Origin of the sequence: Alcanivorax sp. IL3 (assembly GCF_047495465.1) — a bacterium.
Taxonomy (GTDB): Bacteria; Pseudomonadota; Gammaproteobacteria; order Pseudomonadales; family Alcanivoracaceae; genus Alcanivorax; species Alcanivorax jadensis.
Window position 1 is genome coordinate 740305 of record NZ_CP179931.1, and the last position, 20242, is coordinate 760546.

Here is a 20242-nt window from a genome sequence, read left to right on the forward strand (position 1 = left end):
AGGGTGTTGAAAAGGCCACAAGGTGCTTTTCAAGCTATCTTCGCGGTACGGTCCGCAAAGATAAGCACACAATGCGCTGACCGGAATGTGCCGGGCAGTGCGGTCATTCGCCCAAAGGGCAATGGCCCAGGCTATTTTCAATAGCCTGCTAGAGACGGACAGGAGAGTGTTGCTGACATGGCAGAAACGACCGTAAAGAAACTGGCCGACATCGTAGGGACTCCCGTCGAGAAGCTGCTTATGCAGATGAAAGACGCCGGATTACCCCATGGCGATGCCAGCGAAGTGGTCTCCGATGAGCAGAAGCAGCAGCTGCTGGCTCATCTGCGCAAGTCCCATGGTGCCGCGGATACCGAAGCCAAGAAGATTACCCTCAAGCGCAAGTCCACCAGCACCATCAAGACTACCGGTGCGGCGGGCAAATCGAAGACCGTAAACGTGGAAGTGCGCAAGAAGCGCACCTACGTGAAGCGCGAGACGCTTGAAGAGCAGGAACGCGAGGAAGCCGAACGCAAGGCGGCCGAAGAGGCTGCGCGTCTGGCGGAAGAAGAGCAGCGCCAGGCTGAAGAAGTTGCCAAGCGTCAGGCTGAAGAAGCGGCCAGCAAGAAAGAAGAAGACGCCAAGGCCCGTGCGGAAGCCGAGCGCAAGGCTGCAGGCGAAAAGGCGGCAGAAGAGAAGACCAAGCGTGTCTCCGTGCCGAAGACAGCGGCCGCCAAAAAGCCTGCCAAGGCAGAAACGGCTGAAGAAAAAGCCAAGCGCGAAGAAGCCGAACGCAAGCAGCGTGAAGCCGATGAAGCCAAGCGCAAACAGGAAGCCGAAACCCGCAAGAAAGCGGAAGAGGAAGCTGCTCGTCGTACCGCTGAAGAAGCTGCCCGTATCGCGGCGGAGCTGGAAAAACGTGGCGATCAGGAAGAGAAAAAGCCTGAGGAAGAGGAAGACAAAGGGTCTTCCATTGTTGTTGCCGCGCAGGAAGCCAGCTATCAGCGTGAAGAGCGCCAATCTCGCCGCCGTCGTCGCAAGCCGAAATCAGCTGGCGTGGCTCACGGCCAGATGAAGAGCTCCATGAATAAGCAGCACGGCTTTAAAACCCCGACGGAGAAGAAAATCTACGAAGTCGAAGTACCGGAAACCATTACCGTGGGCGATCTGGCCCAGCGCATGAACATCAAGGCCAAGCAATTGATCAAGGCCATGATGAAGATGGGTGAAATGGCGACGGTCAATCAGTTTATTGATCAAGAGACCGCATTCCTTCTGGTAGAAGAAATGGGTCACAAGCCCGTTGCCAGCAAAGGGCAGGAAGAAGTTCTTGAAGATCACCTGGCCGGCATGGTTGTTAACCGTGATGAGGGGGATTTGAATGATCGCGCTCCAGTGGTGACCATTATGGGCCACGTGGATCACGGCAAGACCTCCCTGCTGGATTACATCCGCAAGGCCAAGGTTGCCGACGGCGAAGCCGGTGGTATTACTCAGCATATCGGTGCCTACCATGTAGAGCACGAGAAGGGCATGATCACCTTCCTGGATACTCCGGGCCACGCAGCCTTTACGGCCATGCGTGCCCGCGGTGCCAAGGCTACGGATATCGTGGTGATCGTGGTTGCTGCTGACGATGGTGTGATGCCGCAAACCGCCGAGGCGATCGACCACGCCAAAGCGTCCGGTGCGCCGATCATCATCGCCGTGAACAAGATTGATAAAGAGCAGGCGGACCCGGATCGTGTTCGCAATGAGCTGGCCACCAAGGATGTGATCCCGGAAGAGTGGGGCGGTGAATATCAGTTCATCAACGTGTCTGCACATTCCGGGCAGGGTGTAGATGATCTGCTTGATGCCATCCTGCTGCAGTCCGAGCTGCTGGAACTGAAAGCACCGTCCACGGGCTCTGCCACTGGCGTAGTGATTGAATCGCGTATTGAAAAAGGCCGCGGTACCGTTGCTTCCATTCTGATCCAGGCGGGTCAGTTGAATATCGGTGACATGCTGCTGGCTGGCGCTCACTTCGGCCGCGTACGAGCTATGGTCGACGAGAACGGCAAGCCCATCAAAACCGCCGGTCCTTCCATCCCGGTGGAAGTACTGGGTCTGGATGGTGCCCCGGAAGCAGGTGAACAGGTGCAGGTGGTGCCCGACGAGAAGAAGGCCCGTGAAGTGGCTGAATTCCGTCAGGAGCGTGATCGCGACCTGAAACTCAAGCGTCAGCAGGCCTCCAAACTGGAGAACCTGTTTGAGAACATGGGCAGCGCAGAAACCAAGACCGTCAACATCGTCCTCAAGACCGATGTACGCGGCTCCCTGGAAGCGCTCACTGGCGCCCTGCATGATCTGGGCACCGATGAAGTGAAGGTGAACCTGGTATCTGCCGGCGTAGGTGCGATCAACGAATCCGACGTCAATCTGGCCATGACCAGTGAAGGCGTACTGCTGGGCTTCAACGTCCGTGCTGATTCGAAGGCCAAGAAACTGTGCGAACAGGAAGGCTTGGATCTGCGTTACTACAGCGTGATCTACGAACTGATCGACGACGTCAAGTCGGCCATGAGTGGTCTGCTGGCACCAGAGAAGCGCGAAGAGATCCTTGGTACCGCCCAGGTTCGCGACGTGTTCCGTTCTTCCAAGTTCGGTGCCGTTGCCGGCTGTATGGTCATCGAGGGTACCTTGTACCGCAATCGTCCGATCCGCGTGTTGCGCGATGATGTCGTGGTCTTCGAAGGCGAGCTCGAATCGCTGCGTCGCTTCAAGGACGATGTCCAGGAAGTACGCAACGGCATGGAGTGTGGTATCGCTGTGAAGAGCTACAACGACGTGAAAGCCGGTGACAAGATCGAAGTCTTTGAAGTGAAGGAGGTGGCGCGCTTCCTGTAAGGAGCGTGCCCCGTTAGCCATGAGCCGTCATCGTCGCCCGCAGGGCTTTAACCGTACCGACCGGATTGCCGATCAGATACAGCGTGAGCTGTCGCGGTTACTGCAGTTTGAAATGAAAGACCCGCGGGTAAATCTGGCCACCATCCAGGATGTAACGGTGTCCCGGGATCTGTCCTTTGCCGACGTGTACTTCACACTGCTGGGCAAGGGCGAGGAAGAAGGCGCCGAGGCGGAGGAAGTACTGGTAAAAGCCAGTGGCTTCCTGCGCAGCAGCCTGGCTCAGAGCCTCAACACCCGCACCACCCCCAAATTGCGTTTCCATTACGACATGACCCCGGAAAGGGCGGCACATCTGTCACAGCTGATTGATGAAGCCCGCGCGGAAGACCGGGAATTGCGTCCGGACAACGACGAAACCGAAAACGATTAGTGTAGCGGAGCTGTCAGGTGGCAAAACGTCGTCCTCGTGGCCGTAACGTCAACGGCATCCTGTTGTTGGATAAAGTCGGTGGTGTCAGCAGTAATGGCGCCCTGCAAATGGTCAAGAAAATGTTTGCGGCGGCCAAGGCCGGTCACACCGGCAGCCTGGATCCGTTGGCCACCGGCATGTTGCCGATCTGTTTTGGTGAGGCCACCAAATTCAGCCAGTTCCTGCTGGAGTCGGACAAAAGCTATCGGGTCACCGCCAAGCTGGGAGTGATTACCGAAACCGGCGATGCGGACGGTGATGTGGTCAGCACCACAGCGGTGACGGCGACGCCTGCACAGATTGAAGACGCCCTGATGTCCTTCAAGGGGGATATCGAACAGGTGCCAAGCATGTATTCGGCGATCAAGCACCAGGGTGTGCCGCTTTACAAACTGGCCCGTGAAGGCAAGACCGTGGAGCGTAAACCGCGCCCGGTAACGATTTATGATCTTCGCATTTTGCGTATCGAAGGCGATGAGCTGGAATTCGAAGTGGATTGTTCCAAAGGCACCTATGTGCGTTCGCTGGTGGAAGATACCGGTGAGAAGCTGGGTTGTGGCGGCCATGTCACCGCCCTGCGCCGTCTGTCTGCCGGTCCCTATCCGGCGGAGCGCATGCTGACCCTGGAACAACTGGGCAAGATCAAGGAAACCGGCGGCTTCGAAGCAATCGACGAGCTGCTCTTGCCTTTATCCACCAGCGTGGCAGACTGGCCGCGCATTGAGCTGGGTGACAATGCTGCCTATTACCTGCAGCAGGGTCAGCCAGTGATGACCTCAGACCGTCCTGCGGACGGTTGGGTAAGTATTTACCTGGCATCCAGTGAAGAATTTCTGGGTGTCGGTGAAGTGCTGGAAGACGGGCGGATTGCCCCTCGTCGACTGGTATCGGGCTGAGACGCCCATCCACAGACGGCAGCTATAAATATGCATGGCTGACCGCGTCTTTTTATTGAGCATATTGGAGAAATAGCATGGCGTTAACCACTGAACAGAAAGCGGAAATCCTGAAAGAGCACGGCCAGAAAGAAGGCGATACCGGGTCCCCGGAAGTACAGGTTGCTCTGCTGAGTGCCAATATCAATGGCCTGCAGGACCACTTCAAGGGTCACAAGAAGGATCACCACAGCCGTCGCGGCCTGATCCGCATGGTAAACCAGCGTCGTAAGCTGCTGGACTACCTGGCCAAGAAAGACCGCACCCGTTACCTGCAGCTGATCGAAAAGCTGGGTCTGCGTCGTTAAAAGACCGCAGATCGGGTAACCACAACAGAAGCTCGGCAGTCGCCGGGCTTCTGTTGTTTCTGGCCTGTGGAAAATGGCTGGAGATCACGTTCGGAATACCGCTGGCTAAGGGCTTCGGGCGTATCTGTTGGCTAATTTACGGTTGGGCCAGGCGCCCTGGCGGGCTATGATGCCCGGGCAAAAGATGAATTGTTATCAGAGGCATGGGCCTCGAAGATTGTCGTGAAGAGAGAAGAGACGAGATATGTTCAATAAAATCACTAAACAGATTCAGTTCGGCCGTGACACGGTAACCCTGGAAACCGGGCAGATCGCCCGCCAGGCCACCGCTGCTGTCATGGTTCGTATCGGTAACACCGAAGTGCTGGTTACCGTGGTAGGCAAAAAAGAAGCGGATCCCAACAAACCCTTTTTCCCCCTGACCGTTAACTATCAGGAAAAGACCTACGCAGCCGGCCGTATCCCCGGTGGCTTTTTCAAGCGTGAAGGTCGTCCCAGCGAGAAAGAGACCCTCACTTGCCGCCTGATCGACCGCCCGATCCGCCCACTGTTTCCCAAGGGCTTCATGAATGAAGTGCAGGTAGTCGCCACGGTCATGTCTGCCGACAAGAATCAGGATCCGGATATCGCTGCCCTGATCGGCACCTCCGCCGCCCTGTCTATTTCCGGCATTCCTTTCGGTGGCCCCATCGGCGCTGCCCGCGTTGGTTTCAAGGATGGCATGTATATCCTCAACCCCAGCCGCAGCGAACTGGAAGAATCCGCCCTGGATCTGGTGGTTGCCGGTACCGAGCCTGCGGTGTTGATGGTGGAATCCGAAGCCAAAGAGCTGTCCGAAGACCAGATGTTGGGCGCTGTCCTGTTCGGTCACATGGAAATGCAGCCGGTTATTCAGGGTATCAAGGAATTTGCTGCCGAAGTGGGCACCCCCACCTGGGAGTGGCAGCCCGCTACCGAGAACACCGAGCTGAAAAACGCCATCAAGGAAAAATTTGAAGGCGCGCTGGGCGAAGCCTATACCATCACCGAGAAGATGGCCCGTTACGCCAAAGTGGGCGAGCTGCGTGATGCCTGTGTGGAAGCGTTTGCCACCGGCGAAGAAGGCGCTCCGGAAGCCGGCGAAGTGAAAGAGCTGTTCGGCAAGGTCGAGAAATCCGTGGTCCGTGAAGCGGTAGTGTCCGGCAAGCCGCGTATCGACGGCCGTGCTCTTGATGCAGTACGTGCCATCGAATGTGAAGTCGGCGTGCTGGCCAAGACCCACGGTTCTGCCCTGTTCACCCGTGGTGAAACCCAGGCCATCGTTACCGCCACCCTGGGCGGCATGCGCGATGCCCAGTTCATCGACGCACTGGAAGGGTCCCGCCAGGATCACTTCATGCTGCAGTACAACTTCCCTCCTTACTGTGTGGGCGAAACCGGCATGATCGGCTCTCCCAAGCGTCGCGAGATCGGTCACGGCCGTCTGGCCCGCCGTGGTGTGGAAGCGGTAGTGCCTGACGAGAAGGCTTTCCCGTACTCCATCCGCGTGGTGTCCGAGATTACCGAATCCAACGGTTCCTCCTCCATGGCGTCCGTATGTGGCACTTCCATGGCGCTGATGGATGCAGGTGTTCCCCTGACCGCGCCGGTGGCGGGTATTGCCATGGGTCTGGTGAAGGAAGAAGACGGCCGCTTCGCGGTACTGTCCGATATCCTCGGTGACGAAGATCACCTGGGCGACATGGACTTCAAGGTGGCCGGTACTGCCCGTGGCGTGACCGCCCTGCAGATGGACATCAAGATCGAAGGCATCACTGAAGAGATCATGGAGAAGGCGCTGGAACAAGCCAATGCCGGCCGTATCCACATCCTCGGTGAAATGGCCAAGGCGATCGCTGAATCCCGCACCCAGGTATCTGACAATGCTCCGACCCTGCTGACCCTGAAGATCAATCCGGACAAGATCCGTGACGTGATCGGTAAAGGCGGCGCCACCATCCGTGCGCTGACCGACGAAACCGGTTGCACCATTGATCTGGAAGACGATGGCAGCGTGAAGATCTACGGTGAAACCCGCGAGAAGGCAGAAGAAGCCGTGCGTCGTGTGGAAGAAATCACTGCCGAAGCGGAAGTGGGCGCCATCTACGAAGGCAAGGTCACCAAGGTGGTGGATTTCGGTGCTTTCGTCGCGATCATGCCCGGTACTGAAGGCCTGCTGCACATCTCCCAGATCGCTGAAGAGCGGGTGGAGAAGGTGTCTGACTACGTCAATGAGGGCGACCTGATCAAGGTGAAGGTCCTCGACGTGGATCAGCGTGGCCGTATCAAGCTGTCCATGAAGGAAGCGAAGGAAGACTAAGCTTTTCTTTCTCAGCTCCACAAAAAAGGCCGGCATTTGCCGGCCTTTTTTGTGTCTGAATACCGGGTTTCGCCGGCAATGGCAGACTTAGTCACCACATACGGTGGTGGTGGTCTCGCCGTACAGGCCGAGAATGTTGGTGAAATGAACATCCACGGTACCGACACGGGTGATACCGGCGTTCTGCTTGGCCTTGGCGGTGGAGGCATCGCCGGTGGCCAGAAAGCCCAGATAGTTCTGCATGGTGGCGGAGCCTTCCTTGGTACAGGCGACAGCATTGTCGCGTACGTCTACTGGGGCGGCCATGTCGCTGTAGATCAGGCCGGGGGAGTAGGGGGTCTGACAACCTGTCAGGAAAAGGGAGCCGGAAACGGCGGCAAGCGCAAACAGATTTTTCATTTTTTCTCCTTGGTTTTCAATATATTGATCGCATGTGAAAGGATGCCTTGTGACAGAGATATGTCTGTAGGCTAAGTCAGGCTTTACTTGTAGGAGATCGCTTACAATTGCTACATGGAAATGTTCTGATGCTAGGGCTTGGATGCTCAGACAAAGGAATAAAGGATATGAACCCCCAAGACAGCTGCGGGCTGCCTTGGGGGGAGCGGGCCGGTTTAGTTATTGACTCGGGTGTCGATTAACTGGTCCACCACCGCTGGGTCGGCCAGGGTGGAGGTGTCGCCCAGGCTGTCCAGCTCGTTGGCGGCGATCTTACGCAGAATGCGGCGCATGATCTTGCCGGAGCGGGTCTTGGGCAGGCCGGGGGCGAAATGGATCAGGTCCGGTTTGGCGATGGGGCCGATTTCCTGTGTCACCATGTCGCGCAGTTCCTGCACCAGCTCGTCGCTGCCTTCCTTGCCGGCCATGAGGGACACATAGGCATAGATACCCTGGCCCTTCACGTCGTGCTGGTAGCCGACCACGGCAGCTTCGGAAATGCTGGTGTGCAGTACCAGGGCGGATTCGATCTCGGCGGTTCCCAGGCGGTGGCCGGATACGTTGAGCACGTCGTCAACCCGGCCGGTGATCCAGTAATAGCCGTCTTCATCACGGCGGGCGCCGTCACCGGTGAAGTAGTAGCCCTTGTAGGCGCTGAAATAGGTATCGATCAGCCGTTGATGGTCGCCATAGACGGTACGGATCTGGCTGGGCCAGCTGGCCTTGATGGCCAGATTGCCGGAGGTGGCGCCATCCAGTTCGTTGCCGTCCGGGTCCATCAGTACCGGCTGCACGCCGAACATGGGCAGGGTGGCGGAACCGGCTTTCAGGTCCACGGCACCCGGCAGCGGTGCAATCATGATGGCGCCGGTTTCGGTCTGCCACCAGGTGTCGACGATGGGGCAGCGGGAATCACCCACCACCTTGTAATACCACTCCCAGGCTTCCGGGTTGATCGGTTCGCCCACCGTGCCCAGCAGCTTCAGGCTGGCCCGTGAGGTCTTTGTGACCGGCTCATCGCCCAGCCCCATCAGGGCGCGGATGGCGGTGGGGGCGGTATAGAAGATGTTGACCTTGTGCTTGTCCACCACCTGCCAGCAGCGAGAGGCATCCGGGTAGGTGGGCACGCCTTCGAACATCAGCGTGGTGGCGCCGTTGGCCAGCGGCCCATAGACAATGTAGCTGTGCCCGGTGATCCAGCCCACATCGGCGGTGCACCAGTAGATGTCACCCTCGTGGTAGTCGAACACATATTTATGGGTCAGTGCGGTGTTGAGCAGATAGCCGGCGGTGGTGTGTACCACGCCCTTGGGTTTACCGGTGGAGCCGGAGGTGTACAGGGTGAACAGCGGGTCTTCCGCGTCGACCCATTCCGGTTCGCAGTCGCTGGACGCTTCCGCCATGGCCTCGTGGTACCAGACATCCCGGTCCGCCTGCCAGTCGATATCACCGCCGGTACGTTGAACCGTCAGGCAGGTATGCACGCTATCGGTACTGGCCATGGCCTTGTCTGCATTGACCTTCAGGGGGATGGCTTTACCACCACGGACCCCTTCGTCGGCAGTAATGACGGCACAGGCGCCGGCGTCCTGAATGCGATCTTTCAATGCTTCCGGCGAGAAACCGCCGAACACCACGGAGTGAATGGCGCCGATGCGGGCGCAGGCCAGCATGGCGTATGCCGCTTCCGGGATCATCGGCATGTAGATCACCACGCGATCCCCTTTCTTGACGCCACGGCTTTTCAGTACGTTACCGAACTTGCTCACTTCCTCGAACAGTTGCTGGTAGGAAATGTGTTTGTCCTGATCCGGTTCGTCGCCTTCCCAGATAATGGCAGTCTGATTGGCACGCTCGGGGAGGTGGCGATCCACGCAGTTGTAGCAGACATTGAGGGTAGCACCCTGGAACCAGGTGGCACGGCCTTCGTTGAAGTCCCAGTCGCTGACGGTGTCCCAGGGAGTTTTCCAGTCCAGGAATTCCCGGGCCCGGTCGGCCCAGAAGGTATCCGGGTCATTGATGGACTGTTCGTACCATTTTTCGTAGGTATCGCGGTCCATCAGGGTCTGGGCTTTGAAGTCTGCGGGAACAGGGTGAATGTGGGTCTTGGACATCGGGGCCTCCTTGGGATACTGCCAGTGGGGAGCGCCCGTGGGGCTCCCGGCTTTCCCTTGATTATTGTGTGACGCTCCCTGGCTGGCTATTCAACCATGGTCGAAGGGGGGAGCGGTTTGTTGGCATCAAGAGTAAACAATGTGTTGCTGAATGGCCAAGGGAGGAGGCAGTTAATAGTGAATAGTTAACATTGAATAGTTGCGCGGATGAAGTTTGCGGTTATTGAGGTGCAGATGGACGCGAATGGGTTTGAGTGCTGCCGCTGTAAAAGCTTGCCTGCAAGCGATAGGTCTAGCCGCTGAGCGGACAAAAAAACGCCGGCAAAAGCCGGCGTTTCAGGAATTCCTTTTCGGATTTCGGTATCAGGCAACCTGTACCGGAATCGCGTTGCTGGTGCCCTTTACTTCGTTGCCTTCTGCCATATAGATCAGGCTGGGCTTGAAGTTCACCAGTTCGGCGCTGGAATAGCTGGCGTAGGCGCAGATAATCACCCGGTGGCCGGGCTGGGCTTTATGCGCAGCGGCACCGTTGACGGAGATGATCTTGGAACCGGCTTCGCCACGAATGGCGTAGGTTTCAAAGCGCTCACCGTTATCGATGTTATAGATCTGGATCTGTTCGTATTCCAGGATACCCGCCATGTCCATCAGGTCACCATCAATGGCACAGGAGCCTTCGTACTCAAGCTCCGCGTGGGTCACCCGAGCCTGATGGAGTTTTGCTTTCAGCATGGTGCACTGCATCTTGGTTACCTCTTGCGCTACCCGAAGCCTGCGGATACACGTTGTTACTACCAAGCAGGCGCTTCAAGGGGCCGGAAGTATGCATGAATCACCGGTCACGCACAACGGCCAGACTGACATTGTCTATCAATCGAGTATTGCCCAGTTTGGCGGCCACAGCGACCACCAGATCGCTGTCGTCGAAGCCGGCGGGGGCCAGGCTGCGGGCATTGGCCACGGTCAGATAGTCCACCTGAAAACCGGCCTGCTCGAGGCTGTCACGGTAGCGGCTTTCCAGGCCTCGATAGTCCTGCTCACCGGCTTCGATATCCGCTTTCAGCTGCTGCAGAGTTTGATAGAGTTGCGGCGCAAGTGTGCGCTCACTTTCATTGAGGAAGCCATTACGCGAACTGCGCGCCAGACCGTCACTTTCCCGGCTGGTGCTGGCGCCGACGATCTTGATCGGGAACAGCAGCTCTTCGCTCATGCGGCGGAGAATGGCAAGTTGCTGGAAGTCCTTTTCGCCGAACACGGCCACATCCGGCTGTACGATATTGAACAGCTTGGATACCACCGTGGTGACGCCCCGGAAGTGGCCTGCCCGGCTGGCGCCGCACAGATAGTCGCCAAGGCCATCAACATCCACCCAGGTCTGGTTCTGGCCCAATGGATACATCTCCTCCACGGAGGGAGCAAACAGCAGATCGGTGCCCGCATCCACCAGGGCGGCGGCATCCGCGTCCAGGGTGCGTGGGTAGCGATCAAAATCTTCATTGGGACCAAACTGGGTCGGGTTGACGAAAATGGATACCACCACCACGTCGCAACGAGCCCGCGCCTCCTTGATCAGGCTGATATGACCGTCATGAAGATTGCCCATGGTGGGCACGAAACCGACGGACAGGCCTTTCTGGTGCCAGCCACGCACATATTCACGAACCTGGGAGACGGTATGGACGGTTTGCATCAGGAATCCTCAGGTGAAGCAGTTGAAAGTGGAAAGTTAAAAGTTTCAAAGCGCGGGCGATGCAGTGCTAAATGATGAATGCTCTGCCCGCGATTATAGGTCCAATTTGCTGCTACGGCCTTGAGCGCGGCGACAGATCTTCAAGCCCCAAGGGGCTATGATCGCGTTTTAACTTTGAACTTTTAACTTTCAACTGATGTTCTAGAAACAGTGCTCGTCGGCAGGAAAGCTGCCGTCTTTCACGGCCAGGTCATAGGCCTTGAAGGCAGCGCGGATGTCGCCGGTTTCTGCCATGAAATCCTTGACGAAGCGGGCCGGTTTGCCGGGGCTGATGCCGAGCATGTCGTGCATCACCAATACCTGGGCGTCGCATTCCGGGGCCGCACCGATGCCGATGACCGGCACGCTGACTTCCCGGGTAATGCGGGCGCTGAGCTCCCGGGGCACGCACTCCAGCAGCAGCATGGCGGCGCCGGCCTGATCCAGGGTTCTGGCCGCTTCCAGCAACTCGTTGGCGCCGGCATCATCCTTGCCCTGGACCCGGTAGCCGCCGAGGGCATTGACCGCCTGGGGGGTGAGGCCCAGATGGGCGCAGACCGGGATGCCATTGCGATTGAGAATCTCGATGCTTTCTGCCAGCCAGGCGCTGCCTTCCAGTTTGACCATATTGGCCCCGGCCTGCATCAACGCGGTGGAGGTCTCCAGTGCACGCTCCACGGTGGCGGCGCCCATGAAGGGAACGTCGGCAATAATCAGGCTGCCCTGATTGCCCCTGGCCACGCATTCGGTGTGGTAGGCCATCTGCTCCAGGGTCACCGGCACGGTGCTGGTCTGTCCCTGGATCACGTTTCCCAGAGAGTCGCCTACCAGAATGGCGTCCACGCCAGCTTCCGAGATCAGCCGGGAAAAACAGGCGTCGTAGGCGGTGAGCACGGAAAACTTCTCGCCGTCCTGTTTGCGTTTGTGCAGGGTGCGGATGGTGACTGACATGGGAAACCTCCTGGGGAAATTCAGGGGCGAGCTACAAGCTTCAAGCTACAACACGGTCAAAGCTGTCAGGTTTTGCAGCATTTGTGCCGCGCACAGACTTTGTCGCGGCTTCCTGGCTTTCAGAGCGCACAGGGCCATGTCGCGTTGAAGCTACAGGCTCGAAGCTCGTAGCTAGTTTTAGCCGACTAGCGGCCGGGGGTTAAAATAGTGGCGCCCGGAACGGATGTCCAGCAACTCGCTCACCAGTTGCTGGTAGTCCCGGTCGTGGTTGACCAGATCAATTTCCGCTGCATTGACGATCAGCAGCGGTGCCCGGTCGTAGAAATGGAAGAATTCCGTGTAGGCATCGCTGAGCCGGTCCAGGTAATCGCTCTGGATGCCTTGCTCGAAATCGTTGCCGCGACGGCTGATACGCTGACGCAGCACCTGGGCGGGGGCCTGTAGATAAATCACCAGGTCAGGCTGCGGGGCGTCCAGCGTCAGGTGGTCATCCACATTGCGGTATAGCTCGAATTCATCCTCGTCCAGGGTGACCTGGGCAAACAGGCGGTTCTTGTCGATCAGGAAGTCGGCGATGCGAGGTCCGGCGAACAGGTCCTGCTGCTGGATTTGGCGTAGCTGGTCGGCGCGCTGAAACAGGAAGAACAGCTCGGTCTGCAGTGCATAGCGGGCCGGGTCCTGGTAGAAGCGGGTGAGGAAAGGATTGTCATCCGCCTGTTCCAGCAGTAGATCGTAACCGAAGGTCATGGCGAGCCGTTTCGCCAGGCTGGTCTTGCCGGCACCAATGGGGCCCTCAACGGCAATAAAGCGCGGCAGGGTGCGGGCCTGCCGGCGTTGTTCAATGCGTTCGGTCAGTGTTTTCTCATTCGATGAGTGCATTTCGATCCAGCTCTGCCAGCGGTGAAATCGGTTGTTCGGTTACCTGCCCCAGAAAGCTACTCAGTGCGGTGCCATCCGGCAAGAGGGCGTCGGGGCAAATTTCCAGTAATGGCAGCAGCACAAAGGCCCGCCGGGTCATTTGCGGGTGAGGAACCTGTAAGTCATCGCTATCGATGGCGCGGTTGTCGATTAGCAGGATATCCAGATCCAGGGTGCGTTCGCCCCAATGGCGCAGGCGCTGGCGGCCTGCTGCCAGTTCCAGGGCCTGCAGGGTGTGGAGCAGGGCGTGGGGGGCAAGAGAGGTGTCGACTGCGGCGACCGCATTGACATAGTCAGGCTGATCCTGGGGGCCGACGGGAGCACTGGTGTAGAGCCGGGAGTGCTGGCGCAGGGTTAGACCGGGCAGACGTTGCAGTGCCCACAAGGCCGAGATCAGCCGTTGCGAGGGGTGGTCCAGATTGCTGCCAAGGCCGATAAAAGCGTGCATCAGGGCTCCCGGTTCGGATCAGGGGAGGGGCAAGTTACGAGTGACGAGGAACGAGTTTCGAAAACCAGAACCGGTTGTCTTTCGAAACTCGCTTCTCATCACTTGAGTCGTCTTGTCAGCCTTCCGCTGCCGGTTTCTTGCGCCGGCGGCGGCGTCGCTTGTTGCTGCCACCGCCGGGCTGATTGCCCAGCTCGCTGATCATCTGGCGGCGGCCCTGCTCATCCTGTTCCTGATAGCGGGTCCACCAGTCGCCGAGCCCGGGTTTGATCTCTTCTGCCTGTTCACGCAGTAACAGGAAATCATAGGCGGCGCGGAAGCGGGGGTGCTCCATCATGGCGTCAGCGCGCTTGCCGGCGCGTTTGTCCAGACGCAGCTGCAACTCCCACATTTCACGCATCACGGTGGAGAAGCGGCGGGGGATCGCGGTGTGCTTGATCTGGGTGTTGAGGGCGCGAGTGGCACTCTTGTGCAGGGCCTGGGCCGGCGGCAGGCCGCTGGACAGGTAATGGCCCATGCGTTCCTGAATGATCGGCCACAGCAGTACCGCGTAGATGAAAGCGGGAGTGACCGGTTTGCCATCGGCCAGTCGCTTGTCGGTGTTGTCCATGGCGGCGAGTAGCATGGCTTCCCAGATCTGGCCTTTTTCTCCTTCCAGGGCCTGCTGGGTTTCCGGGAACAGAAAGCGGAACAGGCCAAGGCTCTGCAACTGTTCATAGGAATCCCGGGCATGGCCACTGAGGAACAGCTTGAGCACTTCATCGAACAGGCGGGCGGAGGGGACTTGCAACAGCAATTCCGCCAGGTCGGGTATCGGGTCGCCAGTGGCGGGATCGATATGAAAGCCCAGTTTGGCGGCGAAGCGGGCGGCGCGCAGCATGCGCACCGGGTCTTCGCGGAAGCGGGTTTCCGGGTCGCCGATCAGGTGGATGACCTGCTCGTCGATGTCATCCAGACTGCCGACGAAATCATGCAGGGTGAAATCGGCAATGTTGTAGTACAGCGCGTTAATGGTGAAATCCCGGCGCAGGGCGTCTTCCTCGATATTGCCCCAGGTGTTGTCGCGCAGTACCAGGCCGGTTTCTTCGTGGGCGTGGTGCTGGTCCCGGTCAGGGTTGTCTTCCCGATTCATGGCACGGAAGGTGGAGACCTCGATGACTTCGCGGCCAAAGCGCACATGCACGATCTGGAAGCGGCGACCAATGATGCGGCTGCGCTTGAACAGGCGATTGACCTGTTCCGGCGTGGCATTGGTGCTCACATCGAAATCCTTGGGCTCGCGACCACAGAGAATATCCCGCAGGCAGCCGCCTACCAGATAGGCTTCAAAGCCCGCCTTGTGCAGGCCATAAAGGACATCCAGCGCGGCGCGGGACACCTGTTTGCGGGAAATGGGATGTTGGTCGCGGGGAATGACTCGCGGTTCGAACGTTCTGCGGTTTTTTAGGGAACCCTTCTTAAACCAGCCAGTCATACGTTCTAGGAACTTGCAGGGCATGCGTCAGTATTAGCCTCAAAGGTGTGCAATAAAGCGGCGATAGTAGCACTTTTTCTGGTTCATTGAGATACTGGCCGACGTTGGCCTGGCCCAGAAAGTAAAAAGGAGCCACAACCGAAGTTGTGACTCCCATATTTTGCGCTGATTCTGTTGTTATTATTGTTTGTGTTGTTTTCTGCCTTGTCGCTGCAATCATCAGTTGCAGCAGCATTGCATCGGCTCGTGAAATTATTCTTCTTCTTTCTTGTTGTTATTGTTGAGCCTGTTACGCCGCTGTTTTTATTGTTTGCTGGCGTGGGATTCATAGTGCCCGTCCCACTGGGGCAATGCAACAAAGAGTGAATTCCTTTTAAAACAACAGGTTAAGATAAAAACCTAAAAAAAGCGTAAATAGTATCTGGAAATGTGTAACCCTGGTGTTACCTGCCTGTGTAGCGCGGTAACACTTGTTCCCACCTGAGGTCTTTTGCAGAGCAATGGGCGTTGTTTTCCTCCTGCCAAGGTCAGAAGTTTTTTACATAGCCTGGATCAAAAAGCCGTCTCGCCGGTCGTCCAACAAGGACAGGCGGGGCATTAACGACGACTACCGGCTTTTTTGCGGGGAATCCCAAGCCGTTGGCGGCGTTCCCACAGGCTTTTGCGGCTGATCCCCAGTTTCTGGGCCAGTTCGGTCTCGGTCATGCTGTCCTGGTTCTCCATCACGAAGCGGGTGAAATAATCCTCCAGGGACAGATCCTCGCTGGGATCAAGGCTGGCGCGGCTGACCCGCTGGGGGGTCCGGTTGGGATTCAGCCCCAGCTGTGACGGGCCGATGCCGTCTTCTTCGGTGAGAATAATGGCCCGCTCAATCACGTTTTCCAGTTCGCGCACATTGCCCGGCCAGCTATAGCCGACCATGGCCTGCCAGGCGGCGTCGGTGAAGTAGAGGTCGTGGCGGTTGAGCTTTTCGCAGCCGCGGGCCAGCAGGGCGTTGGCCAGACGTTGCAGATCGTCCTGACGGTCGCGCAGGGGAGGTAGGGTCAGCTCCATGACATTGAGCCGGTAGTAAAGATCCTGACGGAAATGACCTTCTGCCACTCGACCGGGTAAATCCAGCTGGCTACTGGCAAGAATGCGCACGTCCACCTTGCGTGGCGACAGGGAGCCCTGGCGGTGGATCTCGTGGTGGGTGAGCAGGGTCAGCAGACGGCTTTGCACGTCGCTGTTCAGTTCGCCCACTTCGTCGAGAAACAGGGTGCCACCATCAGCTTCCTCGATGCGCCCGGCACTGTCTTCATCGCCGAACAGTTCGGTCAGCTGCAGGTTTTTCGGCAGGGCGGCGCATTGCACCGAGATCAGCGGGCCGCCGGCCCGCTCACTTTGTTCGTGCAGGGCACGGGCGGTGAGTTCCTTGCCGGTACCGGATTCGCCCATGATCAAGACTGGTGTATTGGTAGGGCCTACCCGGTGGATACGATGCTTGAGCTCCTGCATGGCATCACTGTCGCCGATCATGTTGTGTACCGGGTAGCTGCGTTCCATATCCCGGCGCAGAGCGCGATTGCCCCTGTTCAGTCGACCTTCCTTGAGCACCCGCTCCACGGCCAGCAGCATTTCATCGTGATCGAACGGTTTGGGGATATAGTCCACCGCGCCCTGGCGCATGGCGTCTACTGCGGAGCGCAGGCTGGCATAGCTGGTCATGATCAGCACCGGGGTGGCGCCGGCACTTTCTATCAGGGCGGTCCCTGGCTCGCCGGGCAGGCGCAGGTCGCTGATGATGAGATCAAACTGATTGAGGTGCTGTTCCCGGGCCTGCTCCACGGAGTCGGCCTCTGCCACGGAGTGCTCGTGGCGTACCAGCAGCTTGCGCAGGGCGCCGCGAATCACCGGTTCATCTTCAACAATCAGGATGTGACTCATGTATGGCTCTTACTGTCTGTCGAGTTGAGCAGGATACTACGTTTGCGTCTCTTCCGCCGAAGCTTGCCGGTGCACGGGCAGGCTGACCACAAAGCGGGTGCCGCCGTCTTCGCTCAGGGGGCTTTCTACCCGAATGCTGCCCTGATGCTCTTCGATAATACTGTACACCAGAGCCAGGCCAAGGCCGGTGCCGCGGCCCGGTGGCTTGCTGGTGACGAAGGGTTCGAACAGGGCGTCGCGCAAGGTATCCGGGATGCCGTGGCCCTGATCTTCCAACAGAATATCTAGGAAGTCACCGCGCGGTTCACAGTGCACGGTGACCGGCTGCTGGTGTTCGCTGGCATCGGCGGCGTTGCCAAGCAGGTTGATGAAAACCTGGAGCAAACGCTGCGGATCGCCCTTGACCCAGTAGCTGGCCGGGCAGTGATTCTCGAACGGTTGCTGGCGGTGATCCGGGTCCAGCAGCAGCAATGAGATGGCTTCGTCCACGGTATCGCACAGGTTCACCGGTACCTGCTCGCTGAGCTTGATACCGCCGGAATGACTGAAAGTTACCAGGGATTCCACGATACGAGTGATACGCCGGGTTTGTTCCAGAATCTGGTCGCAGGCTTCCTGTTGTTCCTCCGGGTCACTGTCTTCATCGAGATTCTGGGTCAGGCAGGCAATGGCCGTGACCGGGTTGCCAATTTCGTGGGCCACCCCGGCGGCCAGTCGGCCGATGGAGGCCAGCCGCTCGTTATGGGCCAGGTGCGCTTCCATGTGGCGCAGTTCGGTAATGTCCTCGATCACGAGTACCTGACCACCAGCCTGCTCGGCAGTGCCGGCGCCCATCACCTCGGACTTGTGCAGACTCAGCCAGCGCGTCTGGTTTTCCACTTCCAGTGACTGCTGGGGCTGATGGGCGTTGTCGTCGTGGCTGAAGCGGGTAAAGAAGTCGCCCCAGGGCGGATCCAGGTCTGCCAGACGCGAGCCGATAGTGTCTTCAGCGGTAATGCCGGTGAGGCTTTCCATGGCCCGGTTCCAGCCGATGATTTCCCGGTCGGCGCCCAGGGAAATGACCCCCATGGGCAGTTCCAGCAGGGTCTGACGATGGAAGCGTCGCAGGCCATCCAGTTCCGCCGCCAGCCCGGACAGACGATCCCGGTACTGTTCCAGACGGGATTCGATGAACTGGATGTCTTCGCTGGAGTGTTGCTCTTCCTCCGGCAGGTAAGGCAGGTGATCGTCGATCAGTTGGTGGGACACCGAGGGGCCGAGCAGGCCCGACAGATTGGTTTCCAGCTGGTCGCGCAGTCGCCGCAGGGCATAGGGTCGGGTTTCCGTGCGCGGCAGGTGCAGATCCCGCAGGGACATTTCCACTTCCCGGGTGGCAGTGATCGGCCCCAGCGGCTGGCTCATGGCATCAATGAAATCGTCCACGCTCTTCGCTTCCAGTTCCCAGCGATAGGGACGGCGGAGGCTGTCCACGGCGCAGGCTTCGGCGGCGTTTTTTTCCGACCGGGACATGGGGGTGACGATGGAGACGATGGCATAGACCAGCGCATTGGCAGTGACCGAGGCGATGGCCACGTTGTGCCATTGGCTGGCGCCAGTCTGGAAGCGCATGCCCAGCAGCTCCATCAGCGGCTGGAACTGCCAGTTCGGGTAGGCGATGGGTACCAGCAGCAGCATTACCCAGAGGATAAAGCCGACCAGCAACCCGGCGAACAGGCCGTTGCGGTTGCCGGACGGCCAGAACAGGGCGCCGATCAGCCCGGGAACAAATTGCAGGGTGGCCACAAAGGTGAGTACGCCCAGTTCTACCAGGGTGTGTTCGGTGCCGGAAAAACGATAGAACAGGTAGGCGAGAGCCAGGATGGCGGCAATCAGTATGCGCCGGGTCCAGAGCAGATTGCGATACAGGTTTTGGCCTTGCAGCGGGCTGGCGGGCAGTACCAGATGATTCAGACACATGCCGGACAGGGCCAGGGTGGCCACGATGAGCATGCCACTGGCCCCGGCAAGCCCGGCGATATAGCCAAGCACCGCGCCGTGGCCACCGGTAATCATGCCGATGCCCAGGGCGTAATAATCTGGCGGGGTGGGGGCATTACCGGCAGCGGCGGCCCACAGGATGACCGGTACGCACAGTGCCATCAGCAGGAACATCAACGGCAGCGCCCAGCTGGCGGTGATCAGGGCGCGCGGGTTCATGTTCTCGGTAAAGGCCATATAGAACATGTGTGGCAACACTACGGCCGAGACAAAGAACGCCATGATCATGGAATGCCAGGTGCCGTCCTGCAGGGGATAGTAGAGCCGCGCCAGCATTTCCGGATGGTCATCCAGCCAGGCATTCAGGCTTGAAGGTCCATCGAACACACCGTAAAGGCCGAGCAATGCCACCGCCCCGAAGGCCAGCAACTTGATCAGTGATTCCATGGCGATAGCCATCACCAGCCCTTCGTGCTTTTCCCGGGCAGTGGTATGGCGGGCGCCGAACAGGATGGCGAAAATTACCATCATCAGGCAGAACCCGGCGGCCAGATCGCGGGGGTCGGCGGTGCCACTGAGTATCTGGATCGACTCGGCCACGGCCTTCAGCTGCAGGGCCAGCAGGGGTAGTACCCCGATCAGCATGATGATGGTGGTCATGGCACCAGCCAGCCGGCTGCGGTAACGGAAGGCAAACAGGTCGGCCAGCGAGCTGAGCTGATAGGTGGTGGTCAGCCTGAGGATCGGTGCCAGCAGAATCGGGGCAAGCAGAAAGACCCCGGAAATCCCCAGAAAGTAGGACAGGAAGTTATAGCCGTATTGGTAGGCGTAGCCCACCGACCCATACACCGCCCAGGCGCTGGCGTAGACGCCCAGCGACAGCACGTAGACCGCCGGGTGACGTACCCAGTGAGCGGGCAGCCAGCCACGCTCGGTGATCCAGGCCACCGCAAACAGAAACAGCAGGTAGCAACCGGCAATCAGGATCAGATCGCTGACACTATAGACCATCGACATCCTTGCTCTTGGCAATCCAGTAGCTCAGGGCGATCAGGCCCAGCCAGATCAGATAGGGGCGATACCAGGCGCGGCCACCTTCGCTCCACCAGTCGATGATGGCGGGTGAAAGCAGGTAGGTGCCGAGAATAAAGATGATCAGCAGTCGGTCGGTATACATAGGTGGTTTAACCCCTCCGGGCCGATGAGCATACGCCAGGGGGTGAGGCGTGTAAAAGCGGGGACAGCGGCAAGCTACAAGTTTCAAGCTGCAAGGCACGGGATGTGTATTGGTGTTCTGGTCGGTTGTCTCCGCGCTTATACCGTTAAGCGCGGGGATAGCATTTGTTGCGGGG

Annotated in this window: 17 protein-coding genes; 5 read left to right on the forward strand and 12 right to left on the reverse strand. The window is 58.7% G+C overall.

Annotated elements, in window-relative coordinates:
• The first annotated feature begins 177 nt into the window (after positions 1-177).
• The 5 genes from infB (at position 178) to pnp (ending at position 6918) form a co-directional block, all read left to right on the forward strand.
• Complete coding sequence (gene infB / locus ACMG4M_RS03445; RefSeq protein WP_035248413.1) at positions 178-2868, forward strand: translation initiation factor IF-2; 2691 nt, start codon at positions 178-180, stop codon at positions 2866-2868.
• Positions 2869-2887: 19 nt separating this feature from the next.
• Positions 2888-3298 carry a 30S ribosome-binding factor RbfA gene (gene rbfA, locus ACMG4M_RS03450; RefSeq protein WP_035248414.1) on the forward strand — a complete coding sequence of 137 codons (411 nt, stop codon included), beginning with the start codon at positions 2888-2890 and terminating at the stop codon, positions 3296-3298.
• 17 nt (positions 3299-3315) lie between these two features.
• A complete protein-coding gene (gene truB, locus ACMG4M_RS03455) occupies positions 3316-4233 on the forward strand; it encodes a tRNA pseudouridine(55) synthase TruB (RefSeq protein WP_414430721.1) in 918 nt (305 codons plus the stop codon).
• A 77-nt stretch (positions 4234-4310) separates the two neighbouring features.
• A complete protein-coding gene (rpsO, locus tag ACMG4M_RS03460) occupies positions 4311-4580 on the forward strand; it encodes a 30S ribosomal protein S15 (protein ID WP_035248417.1) in 270 nt (89 codons plus the stop codon).
• A 244-nt stretch (positions 4581-4824) separates the two neighbouring features.
• On the forward strand, positions 4825-6918 hold the full coding sequence (pnp, locus tag ACMG4M_RS03465; RefSeq protein WP_272998132.1) for a polyribonucleotide nucleotidyltransferase: 2094 nt from the start codon (positions 4825-4827) through the stop codon (positions 6916-6918).
• 87 nt (positions 6919-7005) lie between these two features.
• Here pnp and ACMG4M_RS03470 read toward each other — a convergent pair whose 3' ends face one another.
• From ACMG4M_RS03470 to ACMG4M_RS03525, 12 genes are all read right to left on the reverse strand, one after another.
• A complete protein-coding gene (locus ACMG4M_RS03470) occupies positions 7006-7317 on the reverse strand; it encodes a TRL-like family protein (RefSeq protein WP_035248419.1) in 312 nt (103 codons plus the stop codon).
• 215 nt (positions 7318-7532) lie between these two features.
• Positions 7533-9470: an acetate--CoA ligase gene (gene acs / locus ACMG4M_RS03475; protein WP_414430722.1), complete on the reverse strand. Its 1938-nt coding sequence runs from the start codon at positions 9468-9470 to the stop codon at positions 7533-7535.
• Between the two features lie 363 nt (positions 9471-9833).
• The gene (gene panD / locus ACMG4M_RS03480) at positions 9834-10214 is read right to left on the reverse strand and encodes an aspartate 1-decarboxylase (RefSeq protein ID WP_035248421.1); all 381 of its coding nucleotides are present in this window, start codon (positions 10212-10214) and stop codon (positions 9834-9836) included.
• 88 nt (positions 10215-10302) lie between these two features.
• Positions 10303-11160, reverse strand: coding sequence for a pantoate--beta-alanine ligase (gene panC / locus ACMG4M_RS03485; protein ID WP_414430723.1), 858 nt, complete (start codon positions 11158-11160; stop codon positions 10303-10305).
• Positions 11161-11361: 201 nt separating this feature from the next.
• Positions 11362-12150 (reverse strand): 3-methyl-2-oxobutanoate hydroxymethyltransferase, encoded by a 789-nt coding sequence (gene panB / locus ACMG4M_RS03490; protein ID WP_414430724.1) that lies wholly within the window; start codon positions 12148-12150, stop codon positions 11362-11364.
• A 177-nt stretch (positions 12151-12327) separates the two neighbouring features.
• Positions 12328-13029, reverse strand: a complete 702-nt coding sequence (locus ACMG4M_RS03495) for a deoxynucleoside kinase (protein WP_272963369.1) — start codon at positions 13027-13029, stop codon at positions 12328-12330.
• Positions 13013-13516, reverse strand: a complete 504-nt coding sequence (gene folK / locus ACMG4M_RS03500; protein WP_414430725.1) for a 2-amino-4-hydroxy-6-hydroxymethyldihydropteridine diphosphokinase — start codon at positions 13514-13516, stop codon at positions 13013-13015. Before folK ends, ACMG4M_RS03495 begins: the two co-directional genes overlap by 17 nt.
• Positions 13517-13631: 115 nt before the next feature.
• Positions 13632-14987, reverse strand: coding sequence for a polynucleotide adenylyltransferase PcnB (gene pcnB, locus ACMG4M_RS03505; RefSeq protein WP_414430726.1), 1356 nt, complete (start codon positions 14985-14987; stop codon positions 13632-13634).
• Positions 14971-15222 (reverse strand): hypothetical protein, encoded by a 252-nt coding sequence (locus ACMG4M_RS03510; RefSeq protein ID WP_414430727.1) that lies wholly within the window; start codon positions 15220-15222, stop codon positions 14971-14973. Before ACMG4M_RS03510 ends, pcnB begins: the two co-directional genes overlap by 17 nt.
• Before the next feature lie 362 nt (positions 15223-15584).
• The gene (locus ACMG4M_RS03515) at positions 15585-16913 is read right to left on the reverse strand and encodes a sigma-54-dependent transcriptional regulator (protein ID WP_414430728.1); all 1329 of its coding nucleotides are present in this window, start codon (positions 16911-16913) and stop codon (positions 15585-15587) included.
• Between the two features lie 36 nt (positions 16914-16949).
• The gene (locus ACMG4M_RS03520) at positions 16950-19901 is read right to left on the reverse strand and encodes a sensor histidine kinase (protein ID WP_269530065.1); all 2952 of its coding nucleotides are present in this window, start codon (positions 19899-19901) and stop codon (positions 16950-16952) included.
• Entirely contained in the window at positions 19891-20067 is a 177-nt protein-coding gene (locus tag ACMG4M_RS03525; RefSeq protein ID WP_007149317.1) for a hypothetical protein, read from the reverse strand. The genes ACMG4M_RS03520 and ACMG4M_RS03525 overlap by 11 nt, the downstream gene beginning before the upstream one ends.
• Positions 20068-20242: the final 175 nt, after the last annotated feature.

What these genes read in the sequence shown, in the direction of transcription:
- ACMG4M_RS03515 (WP_414430728.1), bottom strand. Translation starts at nt 16,913, where the DNA reads ATGAGTCACATCCTGATTGTTGAAGATGAACCGGTGATTCGCGGCGCC.
- pnp (WP_272998132.1), top strand. Translation starts at nt 4,825, where the DNA reads ATGTTCAATAAAATCACTAAACAGATTCAGTTCGGCCGTGACACGGTA.
- ACMG4M_RS03520 (WP_269530065.1), bottom strand. Translation starts at nt 19,901, where the DNA reads ATGGTCTATAGTGTCAGCGATCTGATCCTGATTGCCGGTTGCTACCTG.
- ACMG4M_RS03510 (WP_414430727.1), bottom strand. Translation starts at nt 15,222, where the DNA reads ATGCTGCTGCAACTGATGATTGCAGCGACAAGGCAGAAAACAACACAA.
- pcnB (WP_414430726.1), bottom strand. Translation starts at nt 14,987, where the DNA reads ATGACTGGCTGGTTTAAGAAGGGTTCCCTAAAAAACCGCAGAACGTTC.
- ACMG4M_RS03470 (WP_035248419.1), bottom strand. Translation starts at nt 7,317, where the DNA reads ATGAAAAATCTGTTTGCGCTTGCCGCCGTTTCCGGCTCCCTTTTCCTG.
- panC (WP_414430723.1), bottom strand. Translation starts at nt 11,160, where the DNA reads ATGCAAACCGTCCATACCGTCTCCCAGGTTCGTGAATATGTGCGTGGC.
- panD (WP_035248421.1), bottom strand. Translation starts at nt 10,214, where the DNA reads ATGCAGTGCACCATGCTGAAAGCAAAACTCCATCAGGCTCGGGTGACC.
- ACMG4M_RS03525 (WP_007149317.1), bottom strand. Translation starts at nt 20,067, where the DNA reads ATGTATACCGACCGACTGCTGATCATCTTTATTCTCGGCACCTACCTG.
- rbfA (WP_035248414.1), top strand. Translation starts at nt 2,888, where the DNA reads ATGAGCCGTCATCGTCGCCCGCAGGGCTTTAACCGTACCGACCGGATT.
- panB (WP_414430724.1), bottom strand. Translation starts at nt 12,150, where the DNA reads ATGTCAGTCACCATCCGCACCCTGCACAAACGCAAACAGGACGGCGAG.
- rpsO (WP_035248417.1), top strand. Translation starts at nt 4,311, where the DNA reads ATGGCGTTAACCACTGAACAGAAAGCGGAAATCCTGAAAGAGCACGGC.
- ACMG4M_RS03495 (WP_272963369.1), bottom strand. Translation starts at nt 13,029, where the DNA reads ATGCACTCATCGAATGAGAAAACACTGACCGAACGCATTGAACAACGC.
- folK (WP_414430725.1), bottom strand. Translation starts at nt 13,516, where the DNA reads ATGCACGCTTTTATCGGCCTTGGCAGCAATCTGGACCACCCCTCGCAA.
- infB (WP_035248413.1), top strand. Translation starts at nt 178, where the DNA reads ATGGCAGAAACGACCGTAAAGAAACTGGCCGACATCGTAGGGACTCCC.
- acs (WP_414430722.1), bottom strand. Translation starts at nt 9,470, where the DNA reads ATGTCCAAGACCCACATTCACCCTGTTCCCGCAGACTTCAAAGCCCAG.